Origin of the sequence: Ramlibacter sp. (assembly GCF_035627355.1) — a bacterium.
GTDB lineage: Bacteria > Pseudomonadota > Gammaproteobacteria > Burkholderiales > Burkholderiaceae_C > Ramlibacter.
Map to the genome: position 1 here is coordinate 17,945 of NZ_DASPLW010000054.1, position 13,451 is coordinate 31,395.

General features: G+C 72.1%; 19 protein-coding genes. 14 read left to right on the forward strand and 5 right to left on the reverse strand.

The features are described from left to right. Positions 1-11: 11 nt before the first annotated feature. Together VEC03_RS13730 and VEC03_RS13735 are read left to right on the forward strand one after the other, a co-directional pair. A complete protein-coding gene (locus VEC03_RS13730) occupies positions 12-383 on the forward strand; it encodes a DOPA 4,5-dioxygenase family protein (protein ID WP_324916056.1) in 372 nt (123 codons plus the stop codon). Beyond that, a complete protein-coding gene (locus VEC03_RS13735) occupies positions 380-1,243 on the forward strand; it encodes an alpha/beta fold hydrolase (protein WP_324916057.1) in 864 nt (287 codons plus the stop codon). The genes VEC03_RS13730 and VEC03_RS13735 overlap by 4 nt, the downstream gene beginning before the upstream one ends. Before the next feature lie 3 nt (positions 1,244-1,246). Here the strand turns inward: VEC03_RS13735 and VEC03_RS13740 are convergent, their stop codons facing one another. Continuing rightward, positions 1,247-2,920: an FAD-dependent oxidoreductase gene (locus tag VEC03_RS13740; protein WP_324916058.1), complete on the reverse strand. Its 1,674-nt coding sequence runs from the start codon at positions 2,918-2,920 to the stop codon at positions 1,247-1,249. 17 nt (positions 2,921-2,937) lie between these two features. On the opposite strand from VEC03_RS13740, the gene VEC03_RS13745 reads away from it, so the two are divergent. Continuing rightward, complete coding sequence (locus VEC03_RS13745) at positions 2,938-3,810, forward strand: intradiol ring-cleavage dioxygenase (RefSeq protein WP_324916059.1); 873 nt, start codon at positions 2,938-2,940, stop codon at positions 3,808-3,810. Continuing rightward, complete coding sequence (locus VEC03_RS13750) at positions 3,807-4,892, forward strand: maleylacetate reductase (protein WP_324916061.1); 1,086 nt, start codon at positions 3,807-3,809, stop codon at positions 4,890-4,892. The genes VEC03_RS13745 and VEC03_RS13750 overlap by 4 nt, the downstream gene beginning before the upstream one ends. Positions 4,893-4,896: 4 nt before the next feature. Here the strand turns inward: VEC03_RS13750 and VEC03_RS13755 are convergent, their stop codons facing one another. From VEC03_RS13755 to VEC03_RS13765, 3 genes are all read right to left on the reverse strand, one after another. Then, the gene (locus VEC03_RS13755; RefSeq protein WP_324916062.1) at positions 4,897-5,454 is read right to left on the reverse strand and encodes a hemerythrin domain-containing protein; all 558 of its coding nucleotides are present in this window, start codon (positions 5,452-5,454) and stop codon (positions 4,897-4,899) included. Positions 5,455-5,552: 98 nt separating this feature from the next. Next, positions 5,553-5,954 (reverse strand): Hsp20/alpha crystallin family protein, encoded by a 402-nt coding sequence (locus VEC03_RS13760; protein WP_324916063.1) that lies wholly within the window; start codon positions 5,952-5,954, stop codon positions 5,553-5,555. 13 nt (positions 5,955-5,967) lie between these two features. Continuing rightward, a complete protein-coding gene (locus tag VEC03_RS13765) occupies positions 5,968-6,417 on the reverse strand; it encodes an Hsp20/alpha crystallin family protein (protein WP_324916064.1) in 450 nt (149 codons plus the stop codon). A 165-nt stretch (positions 6,418-6,582) separates the two neighbouring features. Between VEC03_RS13765 and VEC03_RS13770 the strand changes: the two genes are divergently transcribed. From VEC03_RS13770 to VEC03_RS13800, 7 genes are all read left to right on the forward strand, one after another. After that, the gene (locus tag VEC03_RS13770; protein WP_324916066.1) at positions 6,583-7,752 is read left to right on the forward strand and encodes an MFS transporter; all 1,170 of its coding nucleotides are present in this window, start codon (positions 6,583-6,585) and stop codon (positions 7,750-7,752) included. 108 nt (positions 7,753-7,860) lie between these two features. Continuing rightward, the gene (locus VEC03_RS13775) at positions 7,861-8,328 is read left to right on the forward strand and encodes a septal ring lytic transglycosylase RlpA family protein (protein ID WP_324916067.1); all 468 of its coding nucleotides are present in this window, start codon (positions 7,861-7,863) and stop codon (positions 8,326-8,328) included. Between the two features lie 82 nt (positions 8,329-8,410). After that, a complete protein-coding gene (locus tag VEC03_RS13780; protein WP_324916068.1) occupies positions 8,411-8,698 on the forward strand; it encodes a hypothetical protein in 288 nt (95 codons plus the stop codon). Positions 8,699-8,793: 95 nt separating this feature from the next. After that, on the forward strand, positions 8,794-8,949 hold the full coding sequence (locus VEC03_RS13785; RefSeq protein ID WP_324916070.1) for a hypothetical protein: 156 nt from the start codon (positions 8,794-8,796) through the stop codon (positions 8,947-8,949). A 10-nt stretch (positions 8,950-8,959) separates the two neighbouring features. Further along, entirely contained in the window at positions 8,960-9,115 is a 156-nt protein-coding gene (locus VEC03_RS13790) for a hypothetical protein (protein ID WP_324916071.1), read from the forward strand. Between the two features lie 25 nt (positions 9,116-9,140). Continuing rightward, positions 9,141-9,284: a hypothetical protein gene (locus tag VEC03_RS13795; protein ID WP_324916072.1), complete on the forward strand. Its 144-nt coding sequence runs from the start codon at positions 9,141-9,143 to the stop codon at positions 9,282-9,284. Then, on the forward strand, positions 9,281-9,469 hold the full coding sequence (locus VEC03_RS13800) for a hypothetical protein (protein WP_324916074.1): 189 nt from the start codon (positions 9,281-9,283) through the stop codon (positions 9,467-9,469). Before VEC03_RS13795 ends, VEC03_RS13800 begins: the two co-directional genes overlap by 4 nt. 1 nt (position 9,470) lies before the next feature. Here the strand turns inward: VEC03_RS13800 and VEC03_RS13805 are convergent, their stop codons facing one another. Continuing rightward, positions 9,471-10,205: a hypothetical protein gene (locus tag VEC03_RS13805; protein WP_324916075.1), complete on the reverse strand. Its 735-nt coding sequence runs from the start codon at positions 10,203-10,205 to the stop codon at positions 9,471-9,473. A gap of 104 nt (positions 10,206-10,309) precedes the next feature. On the opposite strand from VEC03_RS13805, the gene VEC03_RS13810 reads away from it, so the two are divergent. The 3 genes from VEC03_RS13810 to VEC03_RS13820 all read left to right on the forward strand — a co-directional run bounded on the left by VEC03_RS13810 (position 10,310) and on the right by VEC03_RS13820 (position 13,396). Then, a complete protein-coding gene (locus VEC03_RS13810) occupies positions 10,310-10,618 on the forward strand; it encodes a hypothetical protein (protein WP_324916076.1) in 309 nt (102 codons plus the stop codon). A 536-nt stretch (positions 10,619-11,154) separates the two neighbouring features. Then, a complete protein-coding gene (epsA, locus tag VEC03_RS13815; RefSeq protein WP_324916078.1) occupies positions 11,155-11,943 on the forward strand; it encodes an XrtB/PEP-CTERM-associated transcriptional regulator EpsA in 789 nt (262 codons plus the stop codon). Then, positions 11,936-13,396, forward strand: a complete 1,461-nt coding sequence (locus tag VEC03_RS13820; protein ID WP_324916079.1) for an undecaprenyl-phosphate glucose phosphotransferase — start codon at positions 11,936-11,938, stop codon at positions 13,394-13,396. Before epsA ends, VEC03_RS13820 begins: the two co-directional genes overlap by 8 nt. Positions 13,397-13,451: the final 55 nt, after the last annotated feature.

The window sequence follows — 13,451 nt, forward strand, 5'->3', positions numbered from 1 at the left end:
ACAATGGCGCCATGCCACGCCGTCCCGTCAACGTCCATTCCGCCTACCACGCCCACGTCTACTTCGATGCCAGCTCGGTGGCGCAGGCCCGCGCCCTGTGCGAGCACGCCGGGCGGCTGTTCAAGGTGGCGGTCGGCCGCGTGCACGAGAAGCCGGTCGGCCCCCATCCGCGCTGGAGTTGCCAGCTGGCGTTCTCGGCGGCGGAGTTCGATTCCATCGTTCCCTGGCTGGACGCCCACCGCGGCGAGCTCGACGTGCTCGTGCACGGCGTGAGCGGCGATGACCTCAAGGACCACACCGACCACGCCGCCTGGCTAGGCCGGGAGTGGCCGCTGGACCTGCGGCAATTCCAGGCTGCCCCGACGGCAAAGGACGCGCGGTGACGACGCTCCCACCCCTGTCGCACGAACTTCCTGCGCCCGCGCTGCGCGTGCTGTCGCGATCCCGAGCCTTCGAGACCGTCCATGGCGGCAGCCGGATCGCCTGGCACGCCTGGGGCGACCCCGCCGACGAACCCGTGGTGCTCCTGCATGGCGGCAGCGGCAGCTGGACGCACTGGCTGCACAACGTGGAACCCATCGCAGCGAGCGGCCGCCGCGTCGTCGTCCCCGACCTGCCGGGCTTCGGCGACTCCGTGGCAGCCGAGGGCATCGTCGACGCCGACGGCATGGTCGAGCCTGTCGCGGCCGGCCTGCGCGAGCTGCTGGGCGAGGGCGCCGTCGACGTCGTCGGCTTCTCGTTCGGCGGCCTGCTGTCCGGGCTCATCGCCACCGCGCAACCCGCACGCGTGCGCCGCCTCGTGCTGGCCGGTGCTCCCGCGCTGGGCATCCCGGTGCCGGACCTGCGGCTGAAGGAGTGGCGCCACCTGGCCGACGCGCAGGCGCGCGAGCAGGCGCACCGCCACAACCTGCGCAGCCTGATGCTGCACGACCCGGCCGGCATCGACGAGCTCACCGTGAGCCTGCACGCGGCCAACCTGGCCCGCGACCGCGTGCGCCAGCGGCGCCTGTCGCGAACCGACATCCTCGTCCGCTCGCTGCCCACGCTGCACTGCCGGGTCGACGGCATCTGGGGCGAGTTCGACCAGCTCTATGCCGGCACCATGGACCAGCTGGAAGGTGTCCTGCGGCGCATGCCCAACTTCGGCGAGCTGGTGCGCGTCCCGGATGCGGGGCATTGGGTGGCCTACGAGAACGCGGCGCGCTTCAACGAGGCGCTGCTGCGATTGCTTGCGCTGGCCTGAGCGCTAGCAGCCACGGGCGCCGAACCCGCCCGCGCGCGCCAGCACGGCATCGGCCTGCGAGGCGACGTGCCCGCGCCAGGCCACGATCTGGTCGGGCCGGATGAGGGCCAGCGGCGCTTCGTACAGCTCGCGCAGTTGCGGCACCGCATGGCGGACCACCTGCAGGTCCATGCCCCGCTGGGCCGCCGCCCGCTCGAAGGCTGCGGTGTCCGGCGCATCGGTGCCCAGCACCAGCAGCGTCCATTCGAAATGGAAGCTGTCGTACAGCGAGCGGCCGTCGTCCAGCCAGGCGTGCGGTGCACGGCCGCCGGGACAGGCGCTGGGCGTGTACGCGTTCGGCTCGTCGGGCGGCGGCGAACTGCCGTCCGGCACGATGGCCGGCGAGCCGTCGTAGCGGGTGCCGAAGGTCACGCCCGGGATGTTGAACTCCAGGCGCGCATGCGCGTCCAGGTGCGCCGAGGCGGCGGCCCGGGCGGCGTCGCCGCCTGGCCCCGGCTCCTCCAGCTCGGGCAAGGCGGCGAACAGGCCGACCGAATCGGCGAAGCGGCGCGCATAGCCGGTGTTGCGCTGTGCCGCCGGCAGCCGCTCGGGCTCGTAGCTGTCCAGCAGCGCCTCGCCGGCCTGGCCCCGCACCACGTGGGCGAGCTTCCAGCCCAGGTTCACCGCATCCTCGACCGCGGTGTTGTAGCCCAGCCCGCCGGTGGGCGTGAACAGGTGGGCCGCATCGCCGCCGATGAACACGCGGCCTTGCCGCAAGCGCTGTGCGACCAGCGAGTGCCCGGCCACCCAGGTCCCCACCGACAGCACCTCGATCGGGATGTCGCGCCCGAAGGCCTGGGCGAAGACGCGCCGTGCATCCGCTTCGGTCCAGTCCTCGGCGTTCTCGTGCGGATGCACCGCCGCATGGAAGGCGTACTCCGAGACGCCGTCGACCGCGGCCATGAAGGCGCGCCGCTCGTGGTTGACGGTCACGTGCATCCACGCCGGCGGGTGCGGCATCTGCTCGCGCAGCGTCGGCGCGCGCAGATAGACGGCAAACATCCGGCCGCCCATGAAGTCGCGCTGCACGCCGGTCATGCCGGTCCATTCGATGCCGAGCTTGCGGCGGATCGGGCTGCGCGCACCGTCGGCGCCCACCAGGTAGCGCGCCCGCACGGCCACGGCGTCGCCGTCGCCACCGGCCGGCCGCACGGTCGCGCGGATGCCGTCATCGACTTCCTCGAAATCCTCCAGCCGCCACTCGAAGCGCACGTCGCAGGACGGCAGCGCCCGCGCATGGCGCAGCAGCACGGCCTCGACGAACTTCTGCGAGATGCGGTGCGGCAGCTCGGCCGCGCTCCAGGAGCCGCCCAGCGTGCGGATGCGGCTCACCGCCTCGCGCGCAGTAGGCAGCGCCAGCCGGGCCAGCTCGTGGCCGGCGAAGCGGGTGAAGTACGCGATGTCGGTCGGGTGATCCGCCGGCAGGCCGAGGAAGCGGATCTCCTGCGCGAAGCCCAGCCGCCGGAAGTGCTCCATGGTGCGCGCCTGGGTCGCATTGGCCTGCGGGTTGAAGGCCGTACCCGGCTTGGGATCGACCAGCAGGCAGCGCACGCCGCGCCGCCCGAGCTCGTTGGCCAGCATCAGGCCGCACGGGCCTGCGCCGGCGACCAGGACATCGGTGGTGATTTCGTGGGGCATGCGCCATCATTGCATCCATGCGGAACATCGACGAGAAGACCATCACGCAGGCCGTGCTCGGCGCGATGGCCCAGTGCCCCGATCCGAGGCTGCTGGAGATCATGGGATCGCTGGTGCGCCACCTGCACAACTTCGCGCGCGAGGTGAGGCTCACCGAGCCGGAGTGGGAGGCGGGCATCCGCTTCCTGACCGACACCGGCCACATCACCGACGAGCGGCGCCAGGAGTTCATCCTGCTGTCCGACGTGCTGGGCCTGTCGATGCTGGTCACCGCGCAGAACAACGCCCGGCCCGCGGGCTGCACCGAGGCCACGGTGTTCGGCCCGTTCTTCGTCGAAGGTGCGCCCAGGGTGGAGAACGGCGCCGACATCGCCAACGGCGCCAAGGGCACGCCCTGCTACGTGAGCGGGCAGGTGCGCGGCATCGGCGGTGAGCCCGTGGCCGGCGCAAGCATCGACGTCTGGCAGTCGGACGAGCAGGGCCTCTACGACGTGCAGCAGCCCGATGCCGCCGGCGGGCACACGCACCGCGCCCGCGCGCAGCTGCGCAGCGACGACCAGGGCCGCTTCCACTTCCGCTCGATCCTGGCGCATTGCTACCCGATCCCGCACGACGGCCCGGTCGGCCGCCTGCTGGCCGCGCTCGGCCGTCACCCCTGGCGGCCGGCGCACCTGCACTTCATGATCGCGGCACCCGGCTACGAGCGGCTGATCACGCACGTGTTCCGCGCTGGCGATGCATACCTCGATTCGGATGCGGTGTTCGGCGTGCGCCAGAGCCTGGTGGCCGACTGGCAGCGCCACGAGCCCGACGCGCAGCACCCGGGTGAAGGCGGCTACTACACGCTGGCCTACGACTTCGTGCTCAACCCCGTGGGCGGCGCCGCGTGACGACCGATCGCGCCGCCTTCACCTGGCAGGGCCGCCCCGGGCGGGTGGTGTTCGGCGCCGGCAGCCTGCAGCACCTGGAGCGCGAGCTGGATGCGCTGGGCCTGCAACGGGTGCTGGTGCTGTGCGGGCCGCAGCAGCGCGACGGCGCGGCGGCCATCGTGGCACGCCTGGGTGCGCGCGTCGCGGGCCTGTACGACCGCGCTGCCATGCACGTGCCGATCGAGGTCGCACGGGAGGCGCGCGAGCTGGCCGCCCGCCTGCACGCCGACGGCACCCTGGCCATCGGCGGCGGCTCCACCGTCGGCCTGGCCAAGGCGATCGCGCTCGACTCGGGCCTGCCCATCCTGGCCGTGCCCACCACCTACGCCGGCAGCGAGATGACCCCCATCCACGGCATCACCGAAGGCGGGCTGAAGACCACCGGCCGCGACGAGCGGGTGCTGCCGCGCTGCGTGATCTACGACCCCGACCTGCTCGCCTCGCTGCCGGCGCCGCTGGCCGTGACCAGCGGCCTGAACGCGATCGCCCACGCGGCCGAGGGGCTGTATGCGCAGGACGGCAACCCGGTGCTGGACCTGATGGCCGAGGAGGGCATCCGCGCCATCGCGGCCGCCTTGCCGCAACTGGCCAAGGGAACCGGCAGCGGGCAGGCCGGCGCTCGCGCCGGTGCGCTGTACGGCGCGTGGCTGTGCGGCACCGTGCTCGGCTCGGCCGCCATGGGCCTGCACCACAAGCTGTGCCACACGCTGGGCGGCAGCTTCGACCTGCCGCATGCGCAGACCCACGCCGTCATGCTGGCGCACACGCTGGCCTACAACGCCTCGCATGCGCCGCACGCCATGGCTCGCATCGCCCGCGCGCTCGGTGCGCCGCAGGCACCGCAGGCCCTGTTCGAGCTGCAGCGCGCCACCAGCGCACCCACCGCCCTGCGCGACATCGGCATGCCCGAGGACGGGCTGGACCGGGTGGCCGACCTGGCCGTGAAGACGCCGTATCCCAATCCGCGTCCGCTGGAGCGCGCTGCCTTGCGGGCCCTGCTGCAGCGGGCGTACGAGGGCGCGCCGCCGCTGTCCGACGCCTGAAGCGTCAGCAGCCGCAATCCGCCTGCGTGGCGATGGCGCGGCGCAGCCGTTCGAAGCGCTGGTCGACCTCGCCGGAGAACAGCGGATCCGCAGCCGGCGCGTACGTGGCCGCGATCGCCTGCCAGTCCGCTTCGTCCAGGGACTTCGCGGCCTGCGGGATCAGCACCAGTTCCTCGAAGGCGATGTTGTGGCGCAGGCGCTCGGCATACAGGCGGCTGTTCAGCGCCACCAGTTCGAGCGGCACGGTTTCCCGGCGCATGGCGCCTTCCATGTCGCGCAGCAGGTCCGGGCCCTGTTGCGCCAGCCGGGCGTGCTGCGCCTCGAGTTCCTGGCACAGGTCGGCCGCCAGCGCCCCCCGGGTTCGCAACCGTTCGGCGATGCGGTCCTCCAAGGGGTGGTGCGATACGTCCGGGAAGTGGGTCAGGTAGACCAGCACGTCCACCAGCAGGCCGACGTGCGGCGCATCGGGATCGGGTTCCAGCGAGGGCTGGCGCTCGAGCAGCCCGATGAGCCGGGCCATGTCGCGGTGCTGGGACAGCAGGGCGTCGAGGAGCGGATGCATCCGGACCAATCTAGCACCGAACCGCGCTGCACCGCCTCCACGCCCCTGCGGCCTGTGCGGGCGCTCCGGCCTTGTTCCGGGCGCGCCCGTCGAAGGCTTCAGCCCACGCGCACCTCGACCCGGCGCGGGCGGGCTTCTTCCGACTTCGGGATCATCAACCGCAGCACGCCGTCCTTGAGTTCGGCCTCGATGCGGGACGAGTCCAGCTCCCGGCTCAGGGTGAACTCGCGCCGGTAGGCCGCCAGCCGTGCCTCGCCGTAGATCATCTCGATCGTGGCGGGGGCCGGCACCTCGGCCGTGCCCTCGATCACCAGGTTGTCGCCGTCGACGCGCACGCCCAGGCGCTCGCGGCTGACGCCCGGCAGGTCGGCCAGCAGCGTGATGCTGCCTTCGTCCTCGAACACGTCCACGGGCGGCACCGCGTAGCGCAGGCTGCTGCCTTCGCTGCGGCCGGTGGCCTCCGGTTCGCGGGCGGGGGTGGTCTGCAGTTCGTTGCTCATCGCGATCTCTCCTTCAATGGACTTCGATGCGGCGCGGCCGGGACGACTCGCGCTTGGCCACGGTGATGCGCAGGATGCCGTCGCGGTAGCTGGCATCGATCTTCGCGGGGTCGGCCTCCTGCGGCAGGCCGATCACGCGGCGGAACGAACCGGCGAACCGCTCGCGCAGGTGGACGCTCAGGCCTTCGCGCCCTTCGGGCACGGTGCCCTGGCGCTCGCCGGCCACGACCAGCAGGCCGCGGTCGACCGTGACCTGCAGGGTCGCCGGATCGAGTCCGGGCGCGATCGCCATGACCTCCACCGTATCCGGAGTGGTGCCCACGTTGATGACCGGGAAGGCGGTGCCGGCCTGGCCCCGGATGCTGGATCGGTCGAGCGGACGGAAAACCTGGTCGAGGAGGCCTTGCAGGCGGGCGAGCTCCCCGAAGACGTCCGCGGCAGGGCCGAATGATGCTTGCAACATCGCTGCTCTCCTTGAAGTCTTGTCAGGTGAACCGCGCGGCGTGGGGCCGCGCAGGCCCGAGATGGCGGCAGCGCCGCGCGCTTTCAAGGGTCGCGTGCACGCCGGCGCCGCGCCGGGCTGTGCGCGGCTCGGCGCCAACGGCCGGGCTGCCCGACAATGGCGCCGATGATTCCGCCCCGCGCCGGCACCGTCGCCGCCCTCGGCAGCGCCCAGACGCTGGCCTGGGCCTCGACCTATTACCTGCCGGCGATCCTGGCGGCGCCGATGGCGCGCGACCTGGGCCTGTCGGTGCCCACCGTGTTCGCGGCCTTCTCGCTGGCCCTGGTCGGCTCGGCCTTGATCGGGCCGTACGCCGGCCGCACCATCGATCGCTGGGGCGGCCGCCCGGTGCTGATGGCCACCAGCCTCGTCTTCGCCCTCGGGCTGGCGCTGCTTGGCGCGTCACGCACACCCCTCATGCTGTTCCTCGCGTGGGCGGTGCTGGGCATAGGCATGGGCAGCGGGCTGTACGAGGCGGGATTCGCTGCTTTGGTGCGGCTGTATGGCGCCTCCTCGCGCGGCGCGATCACCGGCATCACGCTGATCGCGGGCTTCGCCAGCACCGTGGGCTGGCCGCTGAGCGCCTGGCTGGAGGCGGAGTTCGGCTGGCGCGGGGCCTGCTTCGCCTGGGCCGCGCTGCACCTGGTGCTGGGCCTGCCGCTCAATGCCTGCGTGCCCCGCGCCGGTGCGCTGCCGGCCAGGGAGGCGACGGCCGAGGCGCCCGCGCAGGCCGCGCCGCCGATGCGGGCGATGCTGCTGCTGTCCTTCGTGTTCGCCGCGACCTGGTTCATCAGCACGGCGATGGCGGCCCACCTGCCGCGGCTGCTGGTGGCCGGCGGCGCCACCATGGCGGCGGCGGTGGCGGTCGGCGCCCTGATCGGGCCGGCGCAGGTGGCTGCCCGCCTGCTGGAGTTCGGCCTGCTGCGGCGCGTGCATCCGCTGCTGTCGGCACGGCTGGCGGCGACGATGCATCCGCTGGGCGTGGCGGCGCTGGCGGTCGCCGGCCCGCCAGCGGCGGCGGTCTTCGGCGTCCTGCACGGCGCGGGCAACGGCATCCTCACCATCGCCAAGGGCACGCTGCCGCTGGTGCTGTTCGGGCCCCAGGGCTACGGGCACCGGCAGGGCGTGCTGATGGTGCCGGCGCGCATCGCCCAGGCGCTGGCGCCCTGGCTGTTCGGCGTTGCGCTGGACCACTGGGGGGCCGGGGCCCTGGCGCTGTCCGCCGGGCTGTCGCTGCTGGCGCTGGGCGCTCTGATGGTGCTGCGCGGCGGGCCGATGGCGACGCAGCACGACTGACGCGCCGCGCCGTCCTACGCCGGGCTGCGGCGCCGCCCGACCGCGTGGGCGCGCCGGATGCGCCACAAGGACGGCATCGCCCGCGCCGGCCGCGCTGCCCACCGTGCCATGGCTCCTCCCAGATCCGCCTTGCTGCTGATCGGCCTGCTGCTGGCCACCGCGCCGGCATGGTCCGGTGGCGCCGAACCCGGCACCAACGAGCCGGCACCTGCCCGCGAACTCGACCGCTCCGGCCGCAGCCAGGTCGGCGAAGCCTCGTTCTATGCGCCCAGGTTCGCCGGCCGTCCCATGGCCGACGGCACCCCCATGGATCCGCAGGGCGACAACGCGGCCAGCAAGACCCTGCCGCTGGGCACCACCGCGCGGGTCACCAACCTCGACACGGGCCGCAGCGCAGTGGTCACCATCCAGGACCGCGGCCCCTTCGTGGATGGGCGCATCGTGGATCTCTCGCCCGCCACCGCGGAGCAGATCGGGCTCGGACGGGAGGAGGGCGTCACCCGGGTGGAAGTCGCGCCCATCGCGGTGCCGCAACGCGACGGCAGCATCCGGCGCGGCGAGGGCTCCCGCCGCTGAACGCGCCGGCCCCGCCGGGATCGGCGGCAGACGGAGCTTTGTCCTACAAGCGCTGCGCTGCACCCTGCCTAGCATGGCTGGCATGAGATACAGCCGTGCCGAGTACGCCAAGATGCTGGCAGCCCAGCAGGAGGTGGCGCGCGCCGAGGAAGACTACAACCGCTTGCGTGCGGCCTACCTGGAGATCGCCCGCAACGAACCGGGCCACGAGGTCGCGCTGGCGATGGTCGGCGCCGACATGGACCGGGCCCATGCCCACCTGCAGGTCCTGGTCGGCCTGCCGCAGATGCCGTTCACGCACGACCCCAGCCGCACTGTCTCGGACGAGGCCACCCGCGAGCACGACGAGACGGTGAAGGAAGGCGCCTGACCCGTCGGTCCGCGCCGACACGCGAGCGGCGTGCGCTCCGGGCTCCGGCGTCCGCATAGCCTGCGACCATGCCTGCCAGCAAGCCCCTTCCCCCCATGACGGGTCCCGACGATGAGCCTGATCGCGTGCCGCCGGCCGAGCCGGCACCGCCGCAGCTCGGCGACGGCTTCTCGCCGCCGGCTGGTGAACCGCAGCCTTTGGCCGATCCGGCCGAGCCGCCGCAGGTGCCCTGGGGCAAGAGCGACTTCTGAGGTTCGAGCCGTGGCCACCCATCCGGTCGAGCCGGAAGAGCCCGTCGAACCCGGCGCTCCGCCCTCGCCGCCGAATCCCTCGCGGCTGCCGGTGGAACCCGAGTTCGGCCCGCTGGAGCCGCCGCCCGACCCGGGTGAACCGGTGGGCAAGCCGCCCAAGCCCTGAACGCAGACAAGACAAGGATCACCCGATGAGCGTTGCCAATCCCACCGGCATTCCGCGCCTGGAGCAGGAAGAGCCCGAGTTCACCACCGAGGAAGACATTCCCACGCCCTCGAACGAGGACCCGCAGGAGGCCGAGCGCAACACCCAGGTCGCTCCGGACCGTCCATGAGGGCCGGCACCGGCCGGCCGGCGGGCACCCCTGCCACGCCGACCGACCCGGACCCGACGCAGCCGGCCAATCCCGAGCCGCCCAAGCCGACCAACCCGGAACCGGTGCGCACGCCGCCCAAGGACCCGGAGAAGGACCACAAGCCCGAACCCGACGACGGGCATTCGGAGCACCCGAAGCAGTAGTTCAGGCCAGCAGGCCCTGCGCCTCTTCGTCCAGGCCGGCCACCGGCGTGGCCCGCGCCAGCGCCATCCACACCCCGAACGGCAGCTCGCTGCGCCGCGCGCGTGGCGCGGGGCGGCCGACGACCAGCCGCTCGCCCTGCACGAGCAGCACGCCGCAGGTGTCGGGGATCTCGCCGGGTTCGGCGATGCAGCGTCCGCGCGCGTCGCATCCCAGCACGTACCAGCATTCGCCCAGGTCCAGGTAGGCGGCGCGCTTGTCCTGCTGGCGCAGGTCGGACAGCAGGTCGGAGCGCCGCACCTTCACCTCGTGGACGACCGGCTCCACGTACTGTGCCACCGAGGTGTTGCGGATCGAGAAGACGTCCGGGCGCGCCATGCACCAGCGCGCCTCGCCCGCCTCGCCGCCGGCCAGCGGCACCTGCGCCCGCAGCGACAGCCCGCGCCAGGCGATGCGGCCGGCCCGGCCCATCTCGCGCGCGACCCGTTCCACCAGCGCCTCGTGTGCCGACAGCCGTGCGCGGTTGCCGGCCAGGGTGTCGGCCAGCAGGCGCAGGCCGGCGGCGGTCACGCGCAGCGATTCGTGGCCCGAGGGGGCCAGCACGCGATCGAGCAGGCCGGCCGCGATCAGCTCGATCTCCAGCGCGTCCTGGCAGGGCCAGCCGGCGGAACGGTAGACGTCGCGCAAGCGGCGCGCATGGGCGCGGCTCAGCGGCAGGTCCTGGGTGGCATCGGGCATGGGAGCGGAATGGTAGTTCGCGCGCCGGGCGTAGGCAGCATCCGACGGGCGTTGTCGCGATCCGCCGATGAACCGCGGCGGGCGCTGCGCTTACAGAATGCGCGATGGCAGAGAAAGCCACCTACGGCATCACGGCGCTGCGCTACGCAGGGTCGCAGATCGTCGAGGCCATGATGGGCCTGATCGACGCCACCAGCGCCCGCTGGGACCTGCGCCCGGCGCCCACGCGCGTCAACGAGGTGGTGGACCGGCTGGTCGAGGGCGACACGGTCATCAGCCTCTTCCCCGACGACGAGGGCGGCCTGCAGCCCGGCCCCGAGGTCAAGGTGGACGTGCTGCCCGGCGGCACCGAGACGCTGTCGCTCGCCGAGGAGCAGCCGGGTCGCCGGCTGGACGACCTGCCGCGGTTCTGAACCGACGCGTCCAGCTCTTCGTCATTCCCGCGAAGGCGGCGATCCACGGTTTCCGCTTGCGCGAGCGCTGCCGCTACGTTGCGCCGGAGACTCCCACGTCCGTGCCTCGACGTGCGTTGCCCATGCATGAGCCAGCTGGACCGCTCTCCTGCCGAGCTGCGCCCCCGAACACTCGCAGGCACGCCGATGCACCTCGTAGCGGCGCGCACGACGTGGTTACACGCCGGATGTGTCGAATTCCCCCGACACGGCGATACCGCGTGTGACGACACCAAGGAAGGCGCGGTGCCTACCTGTGGCGCATGTCCATTTTTCACACCATTCCCCATGGCCGCGACACGAAGCGACAACCCGCTTGCGAGACAGGTCCTTTCCATGTCGGACGACCCCTGTCAAGTCGTTCGTGGTGCAAGGGCAACGGTGATCACACATCGTTTCGGACAGCAATGCATGGACACGCGAATCGGCGCTCGCAGCCCCGGAAAAGTGTTTCGGTTCATGTCGGCCGCGGGCGGCCGAACCATCGGGAGATCCAAATGATCAGCACGCCAGCCGTTCCGGACGTCGATCCGGTGCAGTTCCTCAAGATCGCGGGCCAGGGTGCCCAGCTGCGCACCCACGCCGACCTGTGGCGCTGGCTGCAGGGCGAGGTGCAGAGCTGGCTGCCGCACGACATCCTGCTGGTGGGCTGGGGCGACTTCCGGGCCGGCGACCTGCAGTACGACATCATCTCCAGCCTGCCGGGCCTGCGCACCCACCTGTGCCCGGCCTCGCGCATCGCGCCGCTGGTCAACTACTTCCGTGACTGCTGGGTGGCGGCCCAGTCGCAGCCCTGCGAGCTCGACATCTCCGGCTGCGGCCAGCTGCTGGGCGAGGCCGGCCAGGGCTGGGCGCCCGCCGCCGGCATGCCCGGCATGCATTCGGCGCTGGTGCACGGCATGGGCGATTCGCGCCTCGGTGGCGAGCGCATCTTCGCCGCCCTCAGCAGCGACCCGGCGCCGGCCGCCGGCCCGGCCGCGCTCAAGCTGCTGGTGCCCTTCGTCGATTCCTCCCTGCGTCGCATGCCGCCCGCGCCCATGCGCCAGCCCGGCGCCGAGCGCAGCCAGGTCGAGCACCTGGTGGTGCGCCTGGGCCAGCTGTCCGAGCGCGAGCGCCAGATCATGGTCTGGGTCGCCATGGGCAAGACCAACCCCGAGATCGGCTGCATCCTGCGCATCAGCGAGTTCACCGTGAAGAACCACATGAAGAGCATCTTCAGCAAGCTGGACGTGACCAATCGCGCCCAGGCCGTGGCCCGCCTGACCCGGATGGCCGCCTATGCCTGACGCCGAGCGTGTCCTGGGGGCCGCAGCCGTCGCCTCCGGGACCGCGCCCGCCACCCCGCCGCCGCCGGCGCCCGCCCTTCCGGGGCCGGCCGTCTTCAGCCACAGCCGCCTGCTGCGCGCCTTCGAGGCCTTCGTCGAGCCGGCCGCCACGGTGCTGTCGCTGCTGGCGCTGGTGCTGCTGTTCGAGGGCGAACTGGCACCGCGCTGGGTCGGGCTGGCCATCGTGTCGTTCGCGCTGGTCTATCCCGGACGTCCGCAGCTGCGCGCCTCGCCGGCCCGGGTGGCGGCCGACACCGTGCTGGCCTGGGCCTGGACCAGCGGCCTGCTGCTGGCCACCGGCTATGCGATCGACGCGCTGCCGATCTTCTCGCGCCAGGTGGTGCTGAACTGGCTGTGGCTGGCACCGGTCTCGCAACTGGCGGCCCACTGGGCCCTGCGCGCAGCCGCACCGACGCTGATCCGCCTGCAGGGGCCGCCGCTGAGGGCCGTGGTGGTGGGCATGAACGAGCAGGGCGGCTCGCTGGCCGACCGGCTGTCGATGGCGCACTACACCGGGGTGGAACTGCTCGGCTTCTTCGACGACCGCGCGCCCGACCGCCTGCACGGGCGCGGACGGCACCGTTCGCTGGGGCGCATCGAGGAGATCGCCGACTACGTCAAGAAGCACAACGTGCACCTGGTCTACCTGTCGCTGCCGATGGCCTCGCAGCCGCGCATCAAGCTGCTGCTGGATGCGCTGAAGGACACCACCGCCTCGGTCTACTTCGTGCCCGACATGTTCGTGACCGACCTGGTCCAGGGCCGCACCGACTCGATCTGCGGCATGCCGGTGATCTCGGTCTGCGAGACCCCCTTCCGCGGGCCCAACGCGCTGGTCAAGCGGGCCAGCGACATCACCCTGGCTGTTGCAATCCTGCTACTGATCTCGCCGGTCATGCTGGCGATCGCGCTGGCCATCCGGCTGACCTCGCCGGGGCCGGTGATCTTCCGCCAGCGCCGCTACGGCCTGTGGGGGCAGGAGATCATCGTCTACAAGTTCCGCTCGATGACGGTGTCCGAGGACGGCGCCGAGATCCGGCAGGCCCGCCGCGACGACGACCGCATCACCCCGCTGGGCCGCTTCCTGCGCCGCACCTCCATGGACGAGTTGCCGCAGTTCGTGAACGTCCTGCAGGGCCGCATGAGCATCGTCGGGCCGCGTCCGCACGCCGTGGCGCACAACGAGTTCTACCGCCCGTTGATCAAGAGCTACATGATCCGCCATAAGGTCAAACCCGGAATCACGGGCTGGGCCCAGGTCAACGGCTACCGCGGCGAAACCACATCGCTGGAAAAGATGGAAGCGCGCATTCGCTGTGATCTCGACTATCTGCGAAACTGGTCACTGCGGCTGGACCTCTACATCATCCTGAGGACCATCCGCCTGGTGTTCAAGGATGGCGCGGCTTATTGAGCACTAGCACCAATGAGCCATTGTCCGCCCGTGAGCCTGTGCGCGACCATGCAGA

Coding starts and splice junctions, on each gene's coding strand:
- VEC03_RS13740 (WP_324916058.1), bottom strand. CDS start 2,920: ATGCCCCACGAAATCACCACCGATGTCCTGGTCGCCGGCGCAGGCCCG.
- VEC03_RS13730 (WP_324916056.1), top strand. CDS start 12: ATGCCACGCCGTCCCGTCAACGTCCATTCCGCCTACCACGCCCACGTC.
- VEC03_RS13810 (WP_324916076.1), top strand. CDS start 10,310: ATGGCAGAGAAAGCCACCTACGGCATCACGGCGCTGCGCTACGCAGGG.
- VEC03_RS13820 (WP_324916079.1), top strand. CDS start 11,936: ATGCCTGACGCCGAGCGTGTCCTGGGGGCCGCAGCCGTCGCCTCCGGG.
- VEC03_RS13765 (WP_324916064.1), bottom strand. CDS start 6,417: ATGTTGCAAGCATCATTCGGCCCTGCCGCGGACGTCTTCGGGGAGCTC.
- VEC03_RS13795 (WP_324916072.1), top strand. CDS start 9,141: ATGAGCGTTGCCAATCCCACCGGCATTCCGCGCCTGGAGCAGGAAGAG.
- VEC03_RS13755 (WP_324916062.1), bottom strand. CDS start 5,454: ATGCATCCGCTCCTCGACGCCCTGCTGTCCCAGCACCGCGACATGGCC.
- VEC03_RS13770 (WP_324916066.1), top strand. CDS start 6,583: ATGATTCCGCCCCGCGCCGGCACCGTCGCCGCCCTCGGCAGCGCCCAG.
- VEC03_RS13805 (WP_324916075.1), bottom strand. CDS start 10,205: ATGCCCGATGCCACCCAGGACCTGCCGCTGAGCCGCGCCCATGCGCGC.
- VEC03_RS13780 (WP_324916068.1), top strand. CDS start 8,411: ATGAGATACAGCCGTGCCGAGTACGCCAAGATGCTGGCAGCCCAGCAG.
- VEC03_RS13775 (WP_324916067.1), top strand. CDS start 7,861: ATGGCTCCTCCCAGATCCGCCTTGCTGCTGATCGGCCTGCTGCTGGCC.
- VEC03_RS13760 (WP_324916063.1), bottom strand. CDS start 5,954: ATGAGCAACGAACTGCAGACCACCCCCGCCCGCGAACCGGAGGCCACC.
- VEC03_RS13745 (WP_324916059.1), top strand. CDS start 2,938: ATGCGGAACATCGACGAGAAGACCATCACGCAGGCCGTGCTCGGCGCG.
- VEC03_RS13800 (WP_324916074.1), top strand. CDS start 9,281: ATGAGGGCCGGCACCGGCCGGCCGGCGGGCACCCCTGCCACGCCGACC.
- VEC03_RS13785 (WP_324916070.1), top strand. CDS start 8,794: ATGACGGGTCCCGACGATGAGCCTGATCGCGTGCCGCCGGCCGAGCCG.
- epsA (WP_324916078.1), top strand. CDS start 11,155: ATGATCAGCACGCCAGCCGTTCCGGACGTCGATCCGGTGCAGTTCCTC.